At 72.8% G+C, this 19,393-nt stretch carries 18 protein-coding genes; 7 read left to right on the forward strand and 11 right to left on the reverse strand.

Annotation, left to right across the window (positions count from 1 at the left end; translation table 11 throughout):
* Nucleotides 1–709: 709 nt before the first annotated feature.
* From J2S44_RS18845 to moaC, 4 genes are all read right to left on the reverse strand, one after another.
* On the reverse strand, nt 710–1,117 hold the full coding sequence (locus J2S44_RS18845) for a molybdenum cofactor biosynthesis protein MoaE (protein WP_310415550.1): 408 nt from the start codon (nt 1,115–1,117) through the stop codon (nt 710–712).
* Nucleotides 1,114–2,319 carry a molybdopterin molybdotransferase MoeA gene (locus J2S44_RS18850; protein ID WP_374727996.1) on the reverse strand — a complete coding sequence of 402 codons (1,206 nt, stop codon included), beginning with the start codon at nt 2,317–2,319 and terminating at the stop codon, nt 1,114–1,116. Before J2S44_RS18850 ends, J2S44_RS18845 begins: the two co-directional genes overlap by 4 nt.
* 577 nt (nt 2,320–2,896) lie before the next feature.
* Nucleotides 2,897–3,367, reverse strand: coding sequence for a MogA/MoaB family molybdenum cofactor biosynthesis protein (locus tag J2S44_RS18855; protein WP_310415556.1), 471 nt, complete (start codon nt 3,365–3,367; stop codon nt 2,897–2,899).
* Nucleotides 3,364–3,855, reverse strand: coding sequence for a cyclic pyranopterin monophosphate synthase MoaC (moaC, locus tag J2S44_RS18860; protein WP_310415558.1), 492 nt, complete (start codon nt 3,853–3,855; stop codon nt 3,364–3,366). The genes J2S44_RS18855 and moaC overlap by 4 nt, the downstream gene beginning before the upstream one ends.
* A gap of 510 nt (nt 3,856–4,365) precedes the next feature.
* Here moaC and J2S44_RS18865 point away from each other — a divergent pair.
* The 4 genes from J2S44_RS18865 to J2S44_RS18880 all read left to right on the forward strand — a co-directional run bounded on the left by J2S44_RS18865 (nt 4,366) and on the right by J2S44_RS18880 (nt 8,172).
* Nucleotides 4,366–6,885, forward strand: a complete 2,520-nt coding sequence (locus J2S44_RS18865; RefSeq protein WP_310415562.1) for a putative bifunctional diguanylate cyclase/phosphodiesterase — start codon at nt 4,366–4,368, stop codon at nt 6,883–6,885.
* Complete coding sequence (locus J2S44_RS18870) at nt 6,882–7,316, forward strand: fluoride efflux transporter FluC (RefSeq protein WP_310415564.1); 435 nt, start codon at nt 6,882–6,884, stop codon at nt 7,314–7,316. The genes J2S44_RS18865 and J2S44_RS18870 overlap by 4 nt, the downstream gene beginning before the upstream one ends.
* A gap of 66 nt (nt 7,317–7,382) precedes the next feature.
* Complete coding sequence (locus J2S44_RS18875; RefSeq protein ID WP_310415567.1) at nt 7,383–7,721, forward strand: fluoride efflux transporter FluC; 339 nt, start codon at nt 7,383–7,385, stop codon at nt 7,719–7,721.
* A 37-nt stretch (nt 7,722–7,758) separates the two neighbouring features.
* Entirely contained in the window at nt 7,759–8,172 is a 414-nt protein-coding gene (locus tag J2S44_RS18880) for a TFIIB-type zinc ribbon-containing protein (protein ID WP_310415570.1), read from the forward strand.
* A 41-nt stretch (nt 8,173–8,213) separates the two neighbouring features.
* Here J2S44_RS18880 and dnaB read toward each other — a convergent pair whose 3' ends face one another.
* Nucleotides 8,214–9,668, reverse strand: coding sequence for a replicative DNA helicase (gene dnaB / locus J2S44_RS18885; protein WP_310415572.1), 1,455 nt, complete (start codon nt 9,666–9,668; stop codon nt 8,214–8,216).
* Between the two features lie 414 nt (nt 9,669–10,082).
* On the opposite strand from dnaB, the gene J2S44_RS18890 reads away from it, so the two are divergent.
* Nucleotides 10,083–12,128, forward strand: a complete 2,046-nt coding sequence (locus tag J2S44_RS18890; protein ID WP_310415575.1) for a hypothetical protein — start codon at nt 10,083–10,085, stop codon at nt 12,126–12,128.
* Nucleotides 12,129–12,827: 699 nt separating this feature from the next.
* Here J2S44_RS18890 and rplI read toward each other — a convergent pair.
* The 5 genes from rplI to J2S44_RS18915 form a co-directional block, all read right to left on the reverse strand.
* Complete coding sequence (gene rplI / locus J2S44_RS18895; RefSeq protein ID WP_307241952.1) at nt 12,828–13,280, reverse strand: 50S ribosomal protein L9; 453 nt, start codon at nt 13,278–13,280, stop codon at nt 12,828–12,830.
* A gap of 14 nt (nt 13,281–13,294) precedes the next feature.
* Nucleotides 13,295–13,534, reverse strand: a complete 240-nt coding sequence (gene rpsR, locus J2S44_RS18900) for a 30S ribosomal protein S18 (RefSeq protein ID WP_033345375.1) — start codon at nt 13,532–13,534, stop codon at nt 13,295–13,297.
* Between the two features lie 18 nt (nt 13,535–13,552).
* Nucleotides 13,553–14,140 (reverse strand): single-stranded DNA-binding protein, encoded by a 588-nt coding sequence (locus J2S44_RS18905; protein WP_310415578.1) that lies wholly within the window; start codon nt 14,138–14,140, stop codon nt 13,553–13,555.
* Nucleotides 14,141–14,235: 95 nt separating this feature from the next.
* Nucleotides 14,236–14,526, reverse strand: a complete 291-nt coding sequence (rpsF, locus tag J2S44_RS18910) for a 30S ribosomal protein S6 (protein ID WP_307241956.1) — start codon at nt 14,524–14,526, stop codon at nt 14,236–14,238.
* A gap of 280 nt (nt 14,527–14,806) precedes the next feature.
* Entirely contained in the window at nt 14,807–15,634 is an 828-nt protein-coding gene (locus J2S44_RS18915) for a hypothetical protein (protein WP_310415580.1), read from the reverse strand.
* A 184-nt stretch (nt 15,635–15,818) separates the two neighbouring features.
* On the opposite strand from J2S44_RS18915, the gene J2S44_RS18920 reads away from it, so the two are divergent.
* Both J2S44_RS18920 and J2S44_RS18925 read left to right on the forward strand, forming a co-directional pair.
* Nucleotides 15,819–16,595 (forward strand): deoxyribonuclease IV, encoded by a 777-nt coding sequence (locus tag J2S44_RS18920; RefSeq protein ID WP_310415583.1) that lies wholly within the window; start codon nt 15,819–15,821, stop codon nt 16,593–16,595.
* 47 nt (nt 16,596–16,642) lie between these two features.
* Complete coding sequence (locus tag J2S44_RS18925; RefSeq protein ID WP_310415586.1) at nt 16,643–18,769, forward strand: hypothetical protein; 2,127 nt, start codon at nt 16,643–16,645, stop codon at nt 18,767–18,769.
* Between the two features lie 60 nt (nt 18,770–18,829).
* On the opposite strand, the gene J2S44_RS18930 is transcribed toward J2S44_RS18925, so the two are convergent.
* Nucleotides 18,830–19,069: a sulfurtransferase TusA family protein gene (locus J2S44_RS18930; protein ID WP_310415589.1), complete on the reverse strand. Its 240-nt coding sequence runs from the start codon at nt 19,067–19,069 to the stop codon at nt 18,830–18,832.
* Between the last annotated feature and the right edge of the window lie 324 nt (nt 19,070–19,393).

The following is a 19,393-nucleotide window of genomic DNA, read 5'->3' on the forward strand; positions in this document are numbered from 1 at the left end:
CGGCGTGGCCACTCCACGGTGCTCCCGCGGGCACCGCTCGGCCGTGGCCGGCCTCCCTGCCGGTCCCGCCGCGGCAACAACCGCAGCCCCGACCGGCAACGCGGGGGTTTCGGAGCGCGGGTCAACGCGGGTGCGCGGGTCAACGCGGGTGCGCGGGTCAACGCGGGTGCGCGGGTCAACGCGGGGGTGCGGGTCAACGCGGGGGTGCGGGCAATGCCGATGACTGGGTGCGCGGGCGACGGGTGGCGCGGCTAGCACGGCAACGCGGTCGGCCCGCTAACGCGGGTGACTCGGGTGCGCGCGATGCGGGCGACGCGGCGACACCGCTGATCTCGAGTGACGCCCGGTAGCGCGGCAACGCGGGGACGCGGACGACGCGGACGACGCGGACGACGCCGGGTAGCGCGGCAGCGCTGGTGACGAGGGCAACTCGGCAGCGCGGGCAGCGCGGGCAGCGCGGGCAGCGCGGGCAGCGCGGGCAGCGCGGGCAGCGCGGGCAGCGCGGGCAGCGCGGGCAGCGCGGGCAGCGCGGGCAGCGCGGGCAGCGCGGGCAGCGCGGGCAGCGCGGGCAGCGGAAAGACGAGAATCGGCCGACCGGGAGATCTGCCAGGCTCGCGGTGGCGAACCGCGGCACCGCCGGATCACGGACCTGCGAACACACGGATGCCCGAAATTTCGGCATAGAGGTGCCGGTTGACGGGCTTGTGTGTCAGGCGCAGTTGACCCATTCGTCGGTGCCGTCCGTGAAGACCTGGCGTTTCCAGACCGGGATGCGGGCCTTGACCTCGTCGACGAGGCGGGCGCAGGCAGTGAAGGCGGCGGCGCGGTGGGCGGTGCTGACGGCGGCGACCAGGGCGACGTCGCCGATCTTGAGGGGGCCGTAGCGGTGGGAGACGGCGACGGCGTAGACGTCGGGGTCGGCGAGGAGTTCGGCGGCGACCTCGCGCAGGACGGATTCGGCGCTGGGGTGGGCCTCGTACTCGAGCAGTTCGACGGAGCGGCCGTGGTCGCGGTCGCGGACGACGCCGGCGAACGAGACGACGGCGCCGGCACGCGCGTCCGAGACCGCGGCCTCGTGGGCGGCGATGTCCAAGGGCTGGTCGGTAACGGTGATCATCGGCGTTCGCCGTTCAGGAGGGGGAGCGGGACGAGGTCGACCTGGCCGCCGGGCTCGCCGGAGGTGCCGGGCGGGATGACGGCGAAGCCGGACGCGCCGGCCAGGCCGCGCAGCATGGACGAGCCGACGTGGGCCATCGGCCGGGCCACGTTCTCCCGGTCGACGTGGACCAGCGCGAGGTGGGTGTCGGTGCCGCGGCCGCGGATCGGGGCGCCGAGCGTGACGCGGGGCAGTCGCGGCGCGTCGCGGCCGGCCAGCCCGGCCAGGAGCGGGGCGACCAGCGACATCAGGGCCACGATGGCGGACTGCGGGTTGCCCGGGAGGCCGGCCAGGAAGCGGTCGCGGCCGTCGGGGCCGGGAACGCGGGCGACCAGCATCGGGAAGCCGGGGCGGACCGCGACCGTGTTGATCAGGTAGTCGCCGCCGAGCTCACGCAGCGCGGGGTGGAGGTGGTCGACCGGACCGCGCATGGTGCCGCCGGTCGTGCAGATCAGGTCGGCGGAGTCGAGGACGGCGCGGATCGCGTCGACGTGCGCCTCCAGCGTGTCCTTGACCGGGCCGGCCACGACGCCGGTGCCCACGGTCGCGCCGAGCCGGCGCAGCCAGGACGGGAGTGCGGGACCCAGCGCGTCGCGGACCAGGCCGTTGCCGGGCAGGCCACCGGTGAGCAGCTCGTCGCCGAAGACCAGGACCGCGGCGCGCGGCCGGCGCAGCACCGGCAGCGTGTCGTAGCCGCAGTGGGCGGCGAGGCCGATCACCGCCGGGTCGACCGCGGTGCCGGCCGGGAAGAGTTCCTCGCCGCGGGCGGCCTCGTCGCCGGGGACGCGCCACTCCGGTTCGGCGCGCGGCGTGCCCTCGATCCGGCCGTCCGCGGTGGTGGCCGACTCCTCGGTCCGCAGGATCGCCTGGGTGCCGTCCGGCACCATCGCGCCGGTGGCCACCTCCATCGCCACGCCGTCCTCGGCCGGCAGCGGCGGCGCGACGGAACCGGCGAGGACGCGGCCGAGCACCCGCCACGGCGGGGCACCCCGCACCGCGTAACCGTCGATGCTGGACGTCGGGAACGGCGGCAGGTCGGTGAGGGTGACCAGCGGTTCGGCCAGCGTGCGGCCGTCCGCCTCGCCCAGCGCGACCCGCTCGGCGCCGGGCGCCGCGGCCCGGCCCGCCTCGAAAGCGACTCGTTGCGCGTCGGCCCACGCGATCGGCGTCGCGGACGCGGTCTCGGAACTCACGCTCCGAGCCTAGCCGCTGCGCCACCGCGCGCCCGCCGCGCCGCGTCCTCCGTGCCTCGCCCCACCGAACCGAGGCACGCAGACCCCGCGCCCCTTCCGTGCCTCAGGATCGCCGCCCGCGGGCCCGGGACGTGAGAAGCGGCAACCGCGGACCCGCGGCACGACGGTCCCGCGACACCCCGCCGGCAGCGACACCGGGACCGGCGCCGAACCGCGGCACGACGGTCCCGCGACACTCCGCCGGCAGCGACACCGGCAACCGGCGCCGAACCGGGGCACGGCGGTCCCCGGACGCCCCGCCGGCGGCGAACCAGGTGCGGATTTCGCGGGACACCGGGTTTCGCGGGGAGCGGCGCGGACGGTGACCGGTGTTCGGGGGTGCCGGGCGTGGGCACCCTTGCGGCCGGGTGGTCGCAAGGGTGGACGGGTGTGGGGTCTTGCGGCCACGGATCGTGCAGGGAGGAGCGCCAGCGACGACCGGTGCCCGCGGGAGCACTCGGAACGTGCTCCGCCGGAAGCGGGTAAATCGGTTGTCCGCTTCGGTTTGTCAGTGGTCGCCGCCGTGGAGCTGATCGATGGCGTGCGGGAGGAGTGGGCCGAGGACGGCGAGGCCGTCGCGGGCGCCGCCGGTGGAGCCGGGCAGGTTGACGACGAGGGTGCGGCCGGCGACGCCGGCCAGGCCGCGGGAGAGGGCGGCGGCGGGGACCTTGTCGCGGCTGTGGGCGCGGATGGCCTCGGCGATGCCGGGGATCTCGTAGTCGAGGAGTTCGCGGGTGACGTCCGGCGTGCGGTCGGTGGGGGTGATGCCGGTGCCGCCGCTGGTCAGGACGAGTGAGACGCGGTCGGCGACGGCGGCGCGAAGGGCCTCGGCGACCGGTTCCCCGTCCGGGACGACGACCGGGTCGCCGACGTCGCAGCCGAGGTCGCGCAGGCCGGCGACGAGGATCGGGCCGCTGGTGTCGGCGTAGACGCCGGCGGCGGCGCGGTTCGAGGCGACGATGACGCGTGCGGTGATCACGGGCGGTCCTCCGGGCGGGCCCAGTCGCCGGTCTTTCCGCCGGTCTTGGTGAGTACGCGGACGTCGGAGATGACGGCGGCCGGGTCGACGGCCTTGACCATGTCGACCAGCGTGAGGCCGGCGACCGTGACCGCGGTCAGCGCCTCCATCTCGACGCCGGTGCGGTCGTTGGTGCGGACCGTGGCGGTGATCTCCACGGTGGACTCGCCGGGTGTCAGGTCGAGCACGACGCCGGTGAGCGCGATCGGGTGGCAGAGCGGCACCAGGTCGGGCGTGCGCTTGGCGCCCATGATGCCGGCGATGCGCGCGGTCGCCAGCGCGTCGCCCTTCGGCAGTCCGTCGCGGCGGAGCAGCGCGACCACCTCGGCGGTGGTCCGTAGCACTCCGGCGGCCACGGCGGTACGAGTGGTTACCGACTTCGCGGACACGTCGACCATCCGGGCGGCGCCGCTGGAATCGACATGCGTCAGGTTTCGGGGATCGCTCACTCGGGCAGTTTATGAGCACGGCAGGTGGTGCCGCCCGCGTGCGCGCCGTGACCGCCTTTCGACGCGCCCGGACGCGTTCACACGACTCGAATTTGCGACACTGTCACTCGTTCGTGATCTGCCGTCAATTGTCGTGGACACCTACCCTGATCAGGGAAATCACGGTCTGCATGACTCCGGGTGAGACGAGCGCGAAATGAATGCATTCTGTTGTCAAACGGTTTCTCTAAGTAATCAATAGCGTCTACTTTAGCATTTACCGAAACGAGCGACATTTCAATCTTTCGCAGTTTTCGCGCCGAATCTAGAGTCGTTCCCAGTCAAGCACTCGAGAAGCGCTTGACGAAGGCGCCGAAAGACTTTTGGAAATAGGAATTGCACCGTCGAGACGAAGGGAAGACCACAATGCGCGGCACCGAGTGGCTCTGATCCCCCATCCGATCCAGAACTAGGCCGGCGGACACGTGCCCAGTAGGCTGACCACTACGGTCCCCTGGAGCGAGGCGTCACATGGTCGAGGCGACTACCAGCCATCGGGCTGACCAGCTGCTACGGCAGCTGGTCAGCCTTTTCACGCTGGCGGCCGTTCCGATATTGATCTGGGCGGGCTGGACCGCGGCCCGGAATTCCGATCTTCCGGAATGGTGGCTGCCGATCGTGGCCGCCGCGATGATCGCTTTTACGGTCGATGTCGGCACCTCGATGATCCGCATCCGGAGCGCGATCGTCTCGTACAACTGGTCCGAGACCGGCATTCTTTTGACCATCGCGTTTCTGCCGCCGCATTGGGCGCTGCTGTGCCTGGCGGCCGGCACCGCGCTGCCGAAGGTGCGGCGCCGGATCCGGCCCGACAAGATCGCATTCAACACCGCCAAGGCCGTGCTCACCGCCGGCCTCGCGCTGGCCGTCACCACCCTGATCTTCGGGCCGCTGCACGGCGACCACCTGCCGATACCGCAGCAGCTGGCCGCGCTGGTCGTCGCGGGCGCGGTCCTGATCGTCACGGACGATCTGCTGGCCATGCCGGTGCTCGCGCTGGCCACCGGCGGCACGCTCCGCCAGCTGGTGCTCGGCGACTGGCCGATCCGTCTGCTCACGCTGATGGTCAAGATCGCGGCGGCGCTCGCGGCCGCGGCCACCTGGCGCGTCGACCCGCCGTGGACGCTCATCGTCGCGGCCGTCGCCGTGGTCGTCCAGCTGCTCTACCAGAACCGCATGCGCACCCGTGAGGAACGAAAGGCCTGGCAGCGGCTCGCCACCGTCACCGAGGCGCTCAACGACACCGACCTGACCCGGGTGCTGCACACCGCCGTGGTCCGCGCGGAGCCACTCTTCTCCGCGAACGAGATCGAGGTCACGATCGGCGGGCGGCTCGTGCGCGGCCGCGGCGAGAGCGTCGTCTTCGACGGCCCGCCGGACGACGCCCCCCAGCCGGAGCGGCAGGTGTTCGCGATGCCGCTGCTCGGGTCCGGTGCCGGGGGCGAGATCGGCGTGCTCCGCCTGCGCTTCCACTCCGAGGTGCGGCTCTCCGAGCGGGAGCAGTACACGTTGCGCACGTTCGCGTCCGCGCTCTCCACCGCGATCCGCAACGCCACCGCGTACCAGGAGCTGATGAGCGTCGCGGCCTCGCACGCCCAGGAGGCCACCCACGACCAGCTCACCGGCCTGCTCAACCGGCGGGCCCTGCTCGACCGCGGCGCACACCACCTGCACGAGCCGCACCACGACGGCCTCACCGCCATGCTGCTGATCGACCTCAACCACTTCAAGGAGGTCAACGACACGCTCGGGCACACCGCGGGCGACGCGGTGCTGACCGAGGTGGCGCGGCGGCTGGCGGAGGCGGCACACCCCGGCGACATCGTGGCCCGGCTCGGCGGCGACGAGTTCGCGGTGCTGCTCCGCGGCCTGTCCGCGCCCGCGGTCGCGATGCACCGGGCGGAGGTCCTGCTGGACACCCTGCACCACCCGTTCACGGCCGAGGGCATGCAGCTGCGCGTGGAGGCCAGCGGTGGCATCGCGGTCGCGCCCGGCCGGGGCGGCATGACCGAGCTGCTGCGCCGCGCGGACGTCGCCATGTACCAGGCGAAACGCGGCGGCGAGCGGATCGCGACGTACAGCCGGGTGAAGGACACCGCGGACATCGCGCGGCTGGCGCTCGGCGGCGACCTGACCCGCGCGGTCGAGGAGGAGGAGTTCGCGGTCAACTTCCAGCCGATCCTCGACCTGGGCACCGGCGAGGTCGTCGCGGCCGAGGCGCTGTCCCGCTGGCACCACCCGGTCCGCGGGCACCTCGACCCGCTGCGGTTCCTGGAGACCGTGGAACGCTCCGGGCTGCTCCCCGCGTTCACCGACACGGTGCTGGAGAAGTCACTCGGTGCGGTCACCACGCTGCGCGACGCCGGCTACGACCTGCCGGTGGCGGTCAACGTGTCACCGCGCAGCCTGCTCGACCCGGGCTTCCCGGCGCTGGTCGCGGCGCGGCTCGCCACCCACGACGTGCCCGCGGACCGGCTCGTGCTGGAGCTGACCGAGACGCTCGCGCTCAGCCAGCTCGCCGTGGTCGACCGGGTCCTGCACGAGCTGCGCGACGCCGGCGTACGGCTCGCGCTCGACGACTTCGGCACCGGGTACAGCTCGCTCGCCGCCGTGCCGCGGATACCGGTCCAGGAAATCAAGATCGACCGGCGGTTCGTGGCCGCGATGGACGGCTCTCCCGAGGCCGCCGCGGTCGTGCGTGCCACCGTCGAGCTCGGGCGCAGCCTGGACCTGCTGGTCGTGGCCGAGGGCGTGGAGAGCCCGGCGCAGCGCAAGGCGCTCTGGGAGCTCGGCTGCGGCGCCGGCCAGGGCCACCTGTTCGCCCGCGCGATGCCGGTCGACACGCTGCTCGGCGCGCTGCGGCTCGGGTCCGGCGACCGGCCCGGCCACCTGGCACCGTCGCTGCACGACACCGGCGCGGTGGTGCGGCTCTCCGCCACCCGGCGAGCGTCCGGCCGCTCCGGGAGCCGTCTGCCACACTTGCCGGCGTGACCAACCCCGGGTGGCCCGTGATCGGCGCGGTGGCCGCGGGTGGCGCGCTCGGTGCCGCCGCCCGGTACGCCGTGTCCGCCGCCGCACCCGGCCCGTGGACCACCGTGGCGATCAACATGGCCGGGTGCCTGGCGATCGGCGCGTTCCTGGCCCGGATCGAGGACCGGCCCGGCACGCACCCGCTGCTGCGGCCGTTCGTGGCGACCGGTGTGCTCGGCGGGTTCACCACGTTCTCCGCGTTCGCGGTGCAGACGCTTCAGCTCGGCGACCGGCCGCCGGCCGCCGCGGCCTATACGGTCGCCGCGGCCTATACGGTCGCCGCGGCCTATACGGTCGCCACGGTCGCCGGATCGCTCGGTGCGGCCCGGCTCGGCCGGTGGCTCGCCGGTCGACGGCTCACCGGCCGGTGGCCCGGCGCGAGGCGTGCGTGACGGCGTACCGGCCGGCATGAGCGGCCGGTCAGCACGGCGGGCGCGCGGCGTCAAGGAGAACTCGTCATGATCACATTTGGGCTGGTGCTGATCGGCGGCGCGGCCGGGGCGGTGGTGCGCCTGCTGCTCGACACGGCCGCGGCGGCCCGGTTCGGGCGGCGCCTGCCGTGGGGCATCCTGGCCGCGAACGTGCTCGGCTCGCTGCTGCTCGGCCTGCTGCACAGCACCGCGCCGACCTGGGTGGTCGCGCTGGCCGGAACCGGTTTCTGCGGCGCGCTGACCACCTGGTCCACGCTGGCGGCGGACACCGTACGGCTGCCGCGTGCGCTCGGCGTACTGAATCTGGCGTTGAATCTGCTTCTGGGTCTTTCGGCCGCCGGGCTGGGCTGGTGGCTGGCGCCGTAGGTGCACGATGCGTGACCGGTCGGGGTACCGTCGACGCATGCAGATGACCTGTCCAAAGTGCCACGGCCAGATGCGGCAGTACGAACGCAGCGGCGTCACCATCGACCAGTGCGGCGAGTGCCGGGGGATCTTCCTGGACCGCGGCGAGCTGGAGAAGCTGTTCGAAGCCGAGCAGAGCTGGAACCGGAGCAACCCGCAGGGCGCCCGCCCTGGGGCTGTCCCGCCGCCTCCGCCGCCTCCCGGTTACCCGCCGGCCGCGCCGGTGCACGGTGGCGGTTACGCGCCTCCGCCTCCGCCTCCGGTTCAGCACGGCTACCCGGCGGCGACCCCGGCGTACGGGCACGGGGCACCCGCCTACGGCCACGGCGGCGGGTACCACGGGCACTACCGCCACCACGGTCACCGACGTGGCAAGAAGCACCGCGGTTTCCTGGGCGAGCTCTTCGACTAGAACGTCCCGCGGGTAGGGCCGCCCCGCTCCTGCAGGCGGCCCTACATCGCCATGTCCACGAACCGCGACAGGTGCAGCTGCGCCGCGACCGTGACCGTGTCCGTCGGGCCGTTACGGTGCTTCGCCACGATGAAGTCCGCCTCGCCCGCGCGCGGTGACTCCTTGTCGTAGTAGTCGTCGCGGTGGAGCAGGATCACGACGTCGGCGTCCTGCTCGATCGATCCACTCTCACGCAGGTCGGACAGCTGCGGGCGCTTGTCGGTGCGCTGCTCGGGACCACGGTTCAGCTGGGACACCGCGATGACCGGCGCCTCGACCTCCTTGGCCAGCAGCTTCAGGCCACGGGACAGCTCCGCGACCTCCTGCTGACGGCTCTCGGTGCGGCCCGGCGAGGACATCAGCTGCAGATAGTCGACGACGATCAGCTTGAGGTCGTGCCGCTGCTTGAGGCGCCGCGCCTTCGCCCGGATCTCCATCAGGTTCATGCTCGGCGTGTCGTCCACGAACAGCGGGGCCTCGCTGATCTCGCCCATGCACCGCGCCAGCTTCGTCCAGTCGTCGTCGGAGAGCTGCCCGGACCGCAGCACGTGCAGCGGCACCCGCGCCTCCGCCGACAGCAGACGCATCACGATCTCGATCTTGCTCATTTCGAGCGAGAAGATGGCGCTCGCCTGGTTCGCCCGGATGGCGGCGTTCCGGGCGAAGTCCATGCTCGCCGTGGACTTCCCGAGACCCGGGCGCCCGGCCACGATGATCAGCTGCCCGGCGTGCAGGCCGTTGAGGAGACGGTCCAGGTCGGCGAAGCCGGTGGGCACGCCGGTCATCATGCCGGCCTGGGCGCCGATCGCCTCGATCTCGTCGAGCGTGGGCTGGAGCATCTCGCCGAGGCTGGCGAAGTCCTCGTTGACGCGCTTCTCGGTGATCTCGTAGACGGCCTGCTGGGCCAGGTCGACGATGTCGTCGACGTCGCGGCCGGTGCCGGCGGCGGCACCGTAGCCGAGCTGGACGATGCGGGTGCCGGCCTCCACCAGGCGGCGCAGGACCGCGCGCTCGGCCACGATGCGGGCGTAGTACGACGAGTTGGCGGCGGTGGGGACGCTGGCGATCAGCGTGTGCAGGTAGGGGGCGCCGCCGATGCGGGCGAGATCGCCGGCGTCGTTGAGCAGCGCGGCGACCGTGATGGCGTCGGCCGGCTCGCCGCGACCGTACAGGTCGGTGATGGCGTCGAAGATCGTCGCGTGGATCGGGCGGTAGAAGTCGCCGTGCTTGAGGATCTCCACCACGTCGGCGACCGCGTCCTTGGAGAGCAGCATGCCGCCGAGCACGCACTGCTCGGCGGCCATGTCCTGCGGCGGGGTGCGATCGAGGCCGCCACCGCCGCCCTCACCGTCGCGTGGCGGGCCGTCGAACTTTCGGTCCTTCTGGCGGCGCGGGCGGTCGTCCCCGGAGTCGTCGGGGGAAAACGAGCCGGGCCGCACGTCGTCGGTAATCGACATCGCGCCCCCTCAGTCGAACATACGTACTATCCCGCATCGAACGGTCGCCGACAACCGGAACGGCCGGCGACCGCGGCGGCCGACTGGCACATCGGCAGACACTCCCACGGGTAGCGCGATCACACTACGAACACCCAGCCCTCAGCCCCAAACGGGTCGGTGGATGAGCCTGGGTATTACCTGTGGACAGCGGGCCGCACACTGTGCGCAGCCCTGTGGATAACCTGTGCACAACTAAGTGGATCGCGTCACACAAACGTCTCTGAGCAGGTAAAACTTTGTCCCCAGCATGTGGAGGAAAGAAAGGTTGTCCGGTTCTGGGGGTAGATTCGGGCGAAGGTAGGCTCATCGCCGCAAGTTGATGCCGCCGGAACACGTATTGCGATCTGGTCTCGGAACGGTCACGCTCCATTGGTGGACTACGACGATCAGGATCTCAGCGGGCGGGCGCCGCGACAGCGCCGTCGTGCTGGCTCCTGGTCGGAAGACGCCGACTACGGCGACGAGCTGCCCCGGCCCCGGGCGGCGGAGGAGTCGCAGGTCGAGCGCTACACGAGCTATCCCGACCCGGCCACCACCGACTTCTACCGGCGCACCGGCGACACCGGCGTCGGCGACATCCCGCCGATCCGGTCCAGCCGCGCGCGCAACCGCTGGCAGGCCAGCCGCGAGACGGAGGGCTGGCGTCAGGAGCCGGACGGCGGCGCCAGCTACGACCGGACCAGCGAGAGCCTCAGCTACGAGGACGCGGCCCCGGAGCGGCCGAGCTGGGCCGACCGGCGGTACGACACCGGAAGCTGGCGCAACGTCAGCGACACGGCCAGCTGGCGGCGTGGCTCACGGGTCGACCCGGACGAGGGCACCGGCTACCGCGCCTACCAGCCCGGCGGCCGGTACGGCTCGCGCACCGACGCGGGCGACACCGAGCCCGCCGCCCGGCGCCGGCCACCCGACGAGGGCGGCGGCTCATGGGGCCGCGACGCGGAGGAGGACACCTGGAACCGGCGCTCGGGCGCCGGTTCGTGGCGTCGGGTGACGGAAACGCGCACCTGGGTCTCCGAGACCGGCAGCTGGAGCTCCGCGGACGCGATCGAGCACCGGGCCACGGACGTGCCCGCGCAGCGGCCCGCGCCGGCCGAGGACACCTGGGGCGGCCGGGCCGTCCGCGAGGAGACCGGCTCCTGGGACGCGCCGCGCCGGACCCGGTCCGAGCGGCGCCGCGCCGAGCGCGCCGGCGAGCTGCCGGAACACGCCCCGGAACGGACCGACGACCAGAGCTGGGAGCAGCCCGAGCGGGTCGAGCGCGGGCCCGAGCGGGTCGAGCGGGTCGAGCGCGGGCCCGAGTGGGTGGAGCGCGGGCGTGAGCGGCCCGCACCCGGCGCGGAGAAGCCGCGGCACTATCAGCAGAGCGGCTGGCCGGACTGGAGCGACCCGACGATGGGTCCGGCCCGCACCCGCGGGACGCGCGCCGACGCCGGCCCACCGGTGCCGCGGTCCGGCAACGCGCCGCAGCTGCCGCCGGAGGCGATCCAGGACCGGCCGGAACGGGCACAGACGTCGTCCCAGTGGCCGGCCGGGGCCCCGGGCACCACCGACACGGGCACGTGGCGGCGGCGCCCGGAGAACGCGGATGACGGCGACTGGCGGGGCCCGCAGGCGGTCTCGGACACCGGCACGTGGCGGCGCGGTGCCCAGATGGACGGCCCGCGCGCCCGCCGCGAGCGGTCCGCGACCGAGGACACCGGCACCCGGGCCGGCGGCTACGGCTTCACCCGGGCGGAACCGGACGCGCCGCGGCCCCGCTACGCCGGGGAGACCGGCGAGGTCTCCCGCTATCCGCGCCGGACGGAGACGGACACCAGCAGCTGGCAGCGCACGCCGGACGGGGTGATGTGGACCGGCGCGCCCACGACCGGCACCGCGCCGGCCGCGGGCGTCTACCGGGCGTCACGTCCGGTGCGCTCGTGGCAGGACGACACGTCGGCCGCGGAGCGGGACTGGGCGGCCGGCCAGGCGAACACCGGCACCTACCCGGACGGGCTGACCCGCCCGTCGTACGCGGACGCGACCCCGGAGGAACGCACGCCGCGCCGCGAGATGTCCGCGGCGATGCGCCGCCGGGTCGCGGTCGAGGAACTGGACGAGCTGGAGGACGCGCCGCCCGGCGGCCCGCTCGCGGCGATCGGCTTCACCGTCTTCTGGTACTCGGTGCCGGTCCTGCTGTTCACGATCTTCACCCTCACCCAGGGCACGGCGGAACGGGCCCGCGCCGGCGCGACGCTGCTCGGCGCGGCACCCCAGTTCGGCATCTCGCTGGCCGTGAGCATCGTCATCGCGTACCTGTTGCGCCTGGTCAGCGGCACCTGGAAGACCGCGAGCGTGGGCCTGGCCGCGGCCGTGATGGGCGGCGGCCTGGCCACCGTGCTGGTCTCCGCGATCAGCGGCCAGCCGATCGGCTGAGAAGCCGAGGGCCGGACCAGGACCTGGATCATTTTCCCGCTCCCGGCGGGGTACAGCCCGTTCGCTCCCGCGGGCAAACCCGCCGGGCGCTCCGACTCCGCCGGCGCTCCGCTCCGCACCCGGCGCCGGAGCCGGTCACGCGGCGCCCGGGAAACCCACGCCACGTTCACCGCCACTCGCGCCACGTCACGCGCGTTCCGGTGCCCGGGAAACCCCCGCCATGTCCACCGCCACTCGCGCCGCGTCAGGCGGGTTCACGTCCCACGACACCACGGCACCCGTCACGCGCGGCACGGTCATCCCCGCTTCCGGCGCCGATCGCGGCGCACGGGATTCCGGACGCCCACGACACACGCCTTCACTCGCGGCGCGCGGCCGGCCGCTGCCGCTCGTGACGCATCGGATCCGAGGCTGTGGCACACACCGCTGCCGCTGACGACGCGTCGCGCGGTTCGCGCCGCCGTTCATGGTCGCGTCTGACGATGCGGCGGTCAGATGCGGTGGTCACCGGTGCCCGTGGCCGCGCCGGGACCGGCAGGGAGGAGCGCCAGCGACGACCGGTGCCCGCGGGAGCACTGGGAACGCGACCACGCCGGAAGCGGGAAGAAGGCCCTCGTGGTCTTGGGTATGTGTTCTTGCCCGGGGACACAAAAACCCCGGGACGGCGAGCGTCCCGGGGCTCCTGCGGTAGAGCGGGCCTTACTTGGCCGGCGTCACGTTCAGCGTGAACTTGGCCGTGACCTCGGGGTGCAGCTTGACCCCCACCGAGTAGGCACCGACCGACTTGATGTGGGCCGGGAGGTCGAGGCGGCGCCGGTCGATCGACGGGCCGCCGGCGGCCTTGATCGCGCTGACGACGTCGGCCGGGGTGACCGAGCCGAAGAGGCGGCCGCCGGCGCCGGAACGGGCGCCGAGGCTGACCGTCTTCAGGCCCTCGATGGCGGTCTTGACCTCGTTCGCGTGCTCGAGACCACGGATCTCGCGCGCCTGGCGGGCCCGGCGGATGACCGTGACCTGCTTCTCGGCGCCCTTGGTCCAGCTGATCGCGAAGCCCTGCGGCAGAAGGTAGTTACGGCCGTAGCCGTCCTTGACCTCCACGATGTCACCGGGAGCGCCGAGGCCGGACACCTCCTGGGTAAGGATGATCTTCATGTCCGTCCCCCCTCTCAGCGGGCCGTCGTCGTGTACGGCAGGAGCGCCATCTCGCGGGCGTTCTTGACCGCCTTGGCGATCTGACGCTGCTGCTGCGAGGTCACACCGGTGACGCGGCGGGCACGAATCTTGCCGCGGTCGGAGATGAACTTGCGCAGGAGCGCGGTGTCCTTGTAGTCGATGTAGGTGATCCCCTCCTTGTCGAGCGGATTCACCTTCTTCTTCGGCTTGCGCAGTGCCGCAGCCTTAGCCATTGCTTGCTCCGTAACCTGTTAGAACGGGGGCTCGTCGTCGAAGTTGCCGCCACCCGAACCGGAAGAGGCCGGACTCGCGGTCGCCCACGGGTCGGAGTAATCGCCGCCACCGCCGCCGGAGTTGCTGTTGCCTCCGCCGAAGTTGCCGCCGCCACCGGAGTTCCCTCCGCCGAAGCCGCCGCCGCCCTGGCCGCCGCCGTTGGAGGAGCCGAAGCCCCCACCACCGCCGCCGCCACCGGAACGGGACATCTTCTGGACCTTCGCGGTCGCGTAGCGGAGCGAGGGGCCGACCTCGTCGACCTCCATCTCGATGACGGTGCGCTTCTCTCCCTCACGCGTCTCGTACGACCGCTGGCGCAGACGCCCCTGGACGATCACGCGAGAACCGCGCGTCAGCGACTCGGCGACGTTCTCCGCCGCCTGACGCCAGACGCTGCACTGGAGGAAGAGTGGCTCGCCGTCCTTCCACTCCCCGGACTGCCGATCGAGAGTCCGAGGGGTCGACGCGACCGTGAACCTGGCGACTGCCGCACCCGAGGCGGTGAAGCGCAACTCTGGGTCATTGGTCAGATTGCCAACGACGGTGATGACTGTCTCTCCTGCCATGACCTTCTCCTACCACCGGGGTGATTTGGTGTGTCAGATTGCCACACGGGTGTGACAAAACCCCGGCGACGTTCGGTTCGGGTGGAGCCGGAAGATCAGCGAACTTCCGGCCGGATGACCTTGGTGCGCAGCACGGACTCGTTGAGCCGCAGCTGGCGGTCCAGCTCGGCCACGGCCTCGGTCGTCGCCTGCAGGTCGATGACGGCGTAGATGCCTTCGGCCTTCTTGTCGATCTCGTACGACAGGCGCCGGCGGCCCCAGACGTCGAGCTTCTCCACCGAGCCGCCCGCGGTCCGGATCACGTTCAGGTACGTGTCGAGCGACGGTGCAACGGTGCGCTCCTCGAGACTGGCATCGAGGATCACCATGATTTCGTAGTGACGCAAGACGTACTCACCTCCTATGGGCTAGCGGTCACGGTCCTTCCGTGACAGGAGGTCTGCGTCGTTGCCGCGGGCGCGATGGGATTACCGGCCGCGGGCAACCTGACAAGGATAGCGGGGCTCTCGCGGCACGGATCAGCGGACCCCGATGAAGATCCACCAAAGCGGGATGAAAAGAACCGCGGGGCGCGGGTCCGCTTTCCTGGGGTGGGACCTGGGGAGGAACGACCACACCGACGAGGTTGGACCGGCGCCCCGCGGGGCCTCGGACGCGGGCCCGCCGTCACGCTGTTCGAGCGGCCCGCTGAGCGATAATAGCCCGAATTGCCCCAGCTGACACGCCAATCACGCAAATTGTCGCGATTAATGCCAGCAGGCCGACCGGGCCGGTCTCCTCGACCGGTACCACCGCGGCGACCGGTTCCGCGGCGACACCGTCCACGGCGTCACCGGGCGTGCCGCCGCCGAGCGGGGCGGCGAGCGGATCGGGGAGCGGGGACTGGTCGGACGGGACGACCGACGGCGTGGCGCCGGGCACCCGGGCGCTCTCGGTCGTACCCGCGGGAACGTCCGGCACCGGCGACGACACCGCGGTGGCCGGCGTGGACCGCGCGCCGCCCGGCGTGGGCCGGCTCGTGGTGGCGTCCGGCGAGCGCGGCTCCGGGGCGGCCGGCGGCGCCACGGCCGGCGCCGGCTCCTCCGCCGGTTTCGATGCCGCCGGGGGCGGTGCGACACGCACCGGCGGGCGCACCGTGACGCGCACGGACGCGGACTCCTCGGTGAGCACGCAGTTCGGCTTCAGCGCGACCGTGACCGGGCCGCGGTGGAAGAGGACCTTGGCCGCGTCCCCCTTGCCGACCTCGCCCTGCGTGACGCCGTCCAGGATCAGCTTGGCCCGGTAGCCGGTCTGGTTGACCACCCGCAGCGTGGACTCGGCGGGCAGCGAGACCGCGCCCACGTTCGGCTTCGCGCCGCAGGCCAGGCCGATCAGCCCGCCGCCGCTGAAGACGACCTCCTCGCCGCTCTCCTCGGTGGCCGACGCGGCGCCGGTGAGCAGCGGCAACGCCGCCACCAACACGGTCAGCGACATGCGCGCGATCCGGCTCCGCATCGACAGACTCCCCGGGCTGGTGTGACGGCGAACGACAAAGTGGTGTAAAACACCCCCGGTCGATTTCATTCGCCCAACGAGACGCGGTGGCGCTCGGTGACGGCGCGGCCGATCGTGACGCCGGCGTGACCGTTCGGACAGCCGGGGGCGATTTTCGTCGGGGGAGAGACGTAGGCTGCCCGTCATGCGAATCGGAGCCCACGTCGATCCGGCCGACCCGCTGGCCGCCGCCGCCGCCCGCGGTGCCGACGCCGTGCAGTTCTTCCTCACCGACCCGCAGAAGTTCGACACGCCCGCGCCCCGGGCCGACGCGGACGCGCTGCGCGCCTCGGACGTGCAGCTCTTCGTGCACGCGCCGTACCGGATCAACGTGGCCACCACGAACAACCGGGTGCGCATCCCGAGCCGCAAGCTGCTGCTCGCGCACGCCCGCGCGGCCGCGGAGATCGGCGCGGCCGGGCTGATCGTGCACGGCGGCCACGTCGGCGACGGCGACGACATCGCGATCGGCTTCGACAACTGGCGCAAGACGTTCGCCTACGCGGCGAAGGAGGGCGGCTTCCCGCTGCCCGTCCTGATCGAGAACACGGCCGGCGGGGAGAACGCGTGCGCCCGCACGTTCGACGCGATCGCCCGGCTGTGGGACGCGGTCGGGCCGCTCGGCGCCGGGTTCTGCCTGGACACCTGCCACGCGCACGCCGGCGGTGAGGCGCTGATCGACGCGGTCGACCGGGTCAAGGCGATCACCGGGCGGATCGACCTGGTGCACTGCAACGACTCGCGGGACGAGTTCGACTCCCGGCGCGACCGGCACGACAACATCGGGAACGGCATGATCGACCCGGCGTTGCTGGTCGGCGTGATCCGCGCGGCCAACGCGCCGGTGATCGTGGAGACCCCCGGTGGCGTCGAGGGGCAGAGCGCCGACATCACGTTCCTTCGCAACCAAATCGGCGACTAGACCGTCTCCACCGGCGTGCATACGAGACCACAAGGGGCAGTCGAGCGATGAGTACGGACAAACCGCAGCTCACCGGCGATGGGCAGGGCAACGCGAAGGCGGCGGGGGCGCGCCCGGCTCCGGTGCCCGATCAGGCGGTCGGCGCGACCGGTGACAAGCCGGCCGCGACCACGAAGAATCCAGCTACCGCGGACAAGCCAGCCGCCGTGGACAAGCCCGTTGCCGCGGACAAGCCAGGCGGCGCTGACAAGGCCGCCGGCGCGGTGAAGGCCGGCAGCGAGCCGGAGCGGGGCGCGGCGGCGCTGCGGTCCGCGGCTCCCGGCGACGCCACCGCGTCGGCGGCGGCCTCGAAGCCGGCCGCTCGGCCCGGCGAGATGACCGTCGTCAAGGACCCGAACCGGGACCCGTTCGAGTCGTTCGGGCCGCCACCGCCCGTGCAGCTCACCCCGGTCGGACGGGTGGTGGCCGCGGTCCGGCGCGGACTGACCCACGAGTGGACGTTCGCGATCCTCGGCGGCCTGCTCTTCGCCGTCGTGATGACCTGGCCCACGCTGAGGTACCCGCTGCACACGATCCCGCAGGACATCTGGGACCCGACGCTGCAGGCCTGGCAGATGGCCTGGTCCGGGCACATCCTGCTGACCGACCCGGCGCGGCTGTGGGAGTCGAACACGTTCTATCCGAACGAGTTGAGCTTCGCGTTCTCCGACGCGCTGCTCGGGTACGCGCCGGCCGGCATGATCGGCGAGGGCCCGGTCGCCGCGGTGCTGCGCTACAACATCATCTTCGTGCTGGCGTACGCGATGGTCTTCGTCGGCGGCTACGCGCTGGCCCGGCAGCTCGGCACCGGCCGGATCGCGGGCGCGGTCGCCGGCGCGGCGCTCGCGCTCGCCCCGTGGCGGCTGGCCCAGGCCGGGCACCTGCACGTCATGTCCAGCGGCGGCATCATGCTGGCGCTGGCGATGCTGGCCCGCGGCCACGGCTACTCGCTGCGCCACGGCTACCGTCCGGAGAAGCGGCACGCGGGGTGGGCGCTGGCCGGCTGGCTGGTCGCGGCCTGGCAGCTCAGCCTCGGCTTCGGCATCGGACTGCCGTTCGCGTACGCGCTGCTGCTGATCGTGCTGGTCTCGCTCGTCACGTACCTGGTGAAGCGGTTCTGGGTGTGGACGGAGCCGAAACCGTTCGGCTGGCGGCTGCTCGCGGCGGACGCCGGCGGTGGCCTGATCTTCGGCGCGGCCGGTGCGCTGCTCGCCATCCCGTACTTCCGGGTCTCCGAGCTGTACCCGTACGCGAAGCGCAGCATCGAAGAGATCCAGCTCTACTCGCCGCCGCTGCAGGGTTTCTTCACCGCGTCCGGCGAGTCCGCGGTCTGGGGCACGCTGCACGCGCAGGCGCGGGACGCGTTGCCGTGGGCGCCGGAGATGACGCTGCTGCCCGGGTTCGCGCTGATCGGGCTCGCGACGGCCGGGCTGTTCTTCTCGATCTGGACGGTCCGGCAGCGACTCCTGATGCTGGCCGGCGTGCTGGTCAGCGGCGCGCTGGCGATGGGCACCGAGTTCTTCGGCGGCACGTTCACCTACGTGCCGCTCTTCGAGTACCTGCCCGGCTGGCAGGGCATCCGCACGCCGGGCCGGCTGGTGCTGTGGACCACGATCTTCCTGGCGCTCCTGGCGGCGGGCGCGGTCGCGGCGTACTCGCGCCGGGCCGCCGACTTCTCCCGCGACCAGGTGCCGGCCCGGCCCGGCCTGCTGCTGCGCGTCGTCACGCTGCTGCCGCTGGTGGCGATCCTGCTGGAGGGCACGAACGTCACGCCGCACCCGCTCGTACCGCAGCAGCCGCTGGCGATGCGCACGGTGGACGGGCCGATGCTGGTGCTGCCCAGCGAGGGCGGCTGGGACCAGCACGTGATGCTCTGGTCGACCACCCGGTTCCAGCAGGTGACGAACGGCGGCAGCGGATTCACGCCGCAGCTCACCGACCAGATCCGGCAGTCCGCGGCGTCGTTCCCGGACCAGCCGAGCGTCGACTACCTGCGCAGCGTCGGCGTGCGGACCGTGGTGGTGCTGCGCGACCGGATCGGCGGTACGGACCTGGCGGCCCGCATCGACCTGCCGGTCGACTACCTCGGCATCACCCGCGAGGACATCGAGAACGCGGTGGTCTACCGCCTCTGACGAGCGTCGAACGGCGAACGGCCCGGACCGCGGTGACTGCCGGTCCGGGCCGTTCGCCGTTCAGGTCACCCGGCGGACGTCGAAGGCCGCGGGTTCCGGGGAGCCCAGGCACTCCTGGGACTTCATCCGGCACCAGGCCGGGATGTCGTTCGCGGCGGCCGGGTCGTCGGCCAGCACCCGGACCACCGCGCCGACCGGCAGCGCGGGCAGCCGCTTGGCCAGTGCGATCACCGGCAGCGGGCACCGCTGGCCGAGGCAGTCGAGCACCTCGGCCGGCCGTCCGTCACCGGGCGTCGTCATCGCCCGCCGTCCGGCCACCACGACCCGCGGCCGGGCCCTCGCCCGGGGCCGCACCGTCGGTCGAGGTGGTCCCGGCCGGGTCGGCGCTGACGGCACCGATTCCCGCGGAGGCGTCATCATCGGACGCCGCCACCGGCCCGGCAGCGGGCGCGGGAGCCGAAGTAGGCGCGGGGCCGGAGGTGGGCTCGGAGGTGGATGCCGCCGCCGGGCCGGTGGACCGGGCCGGTGCCGCGTCCTGGGGGCCGTCGTGCGGACCGCCGGCACGGTCGTCGGCCGGGTGGGCGGCGGGCTGGCTCGGCGGGGCGTCGGCGGCCACGCCGGCCG

This window comes from Catenuloplanes niger (assembly GCF_031458255.1).
Lineage (GTDB): Bacteria > Actinomycetota > Actinomycetes > Mycobacteriales > Micromonosporaceae > Catenuloplanes > Catenuloplanes niger.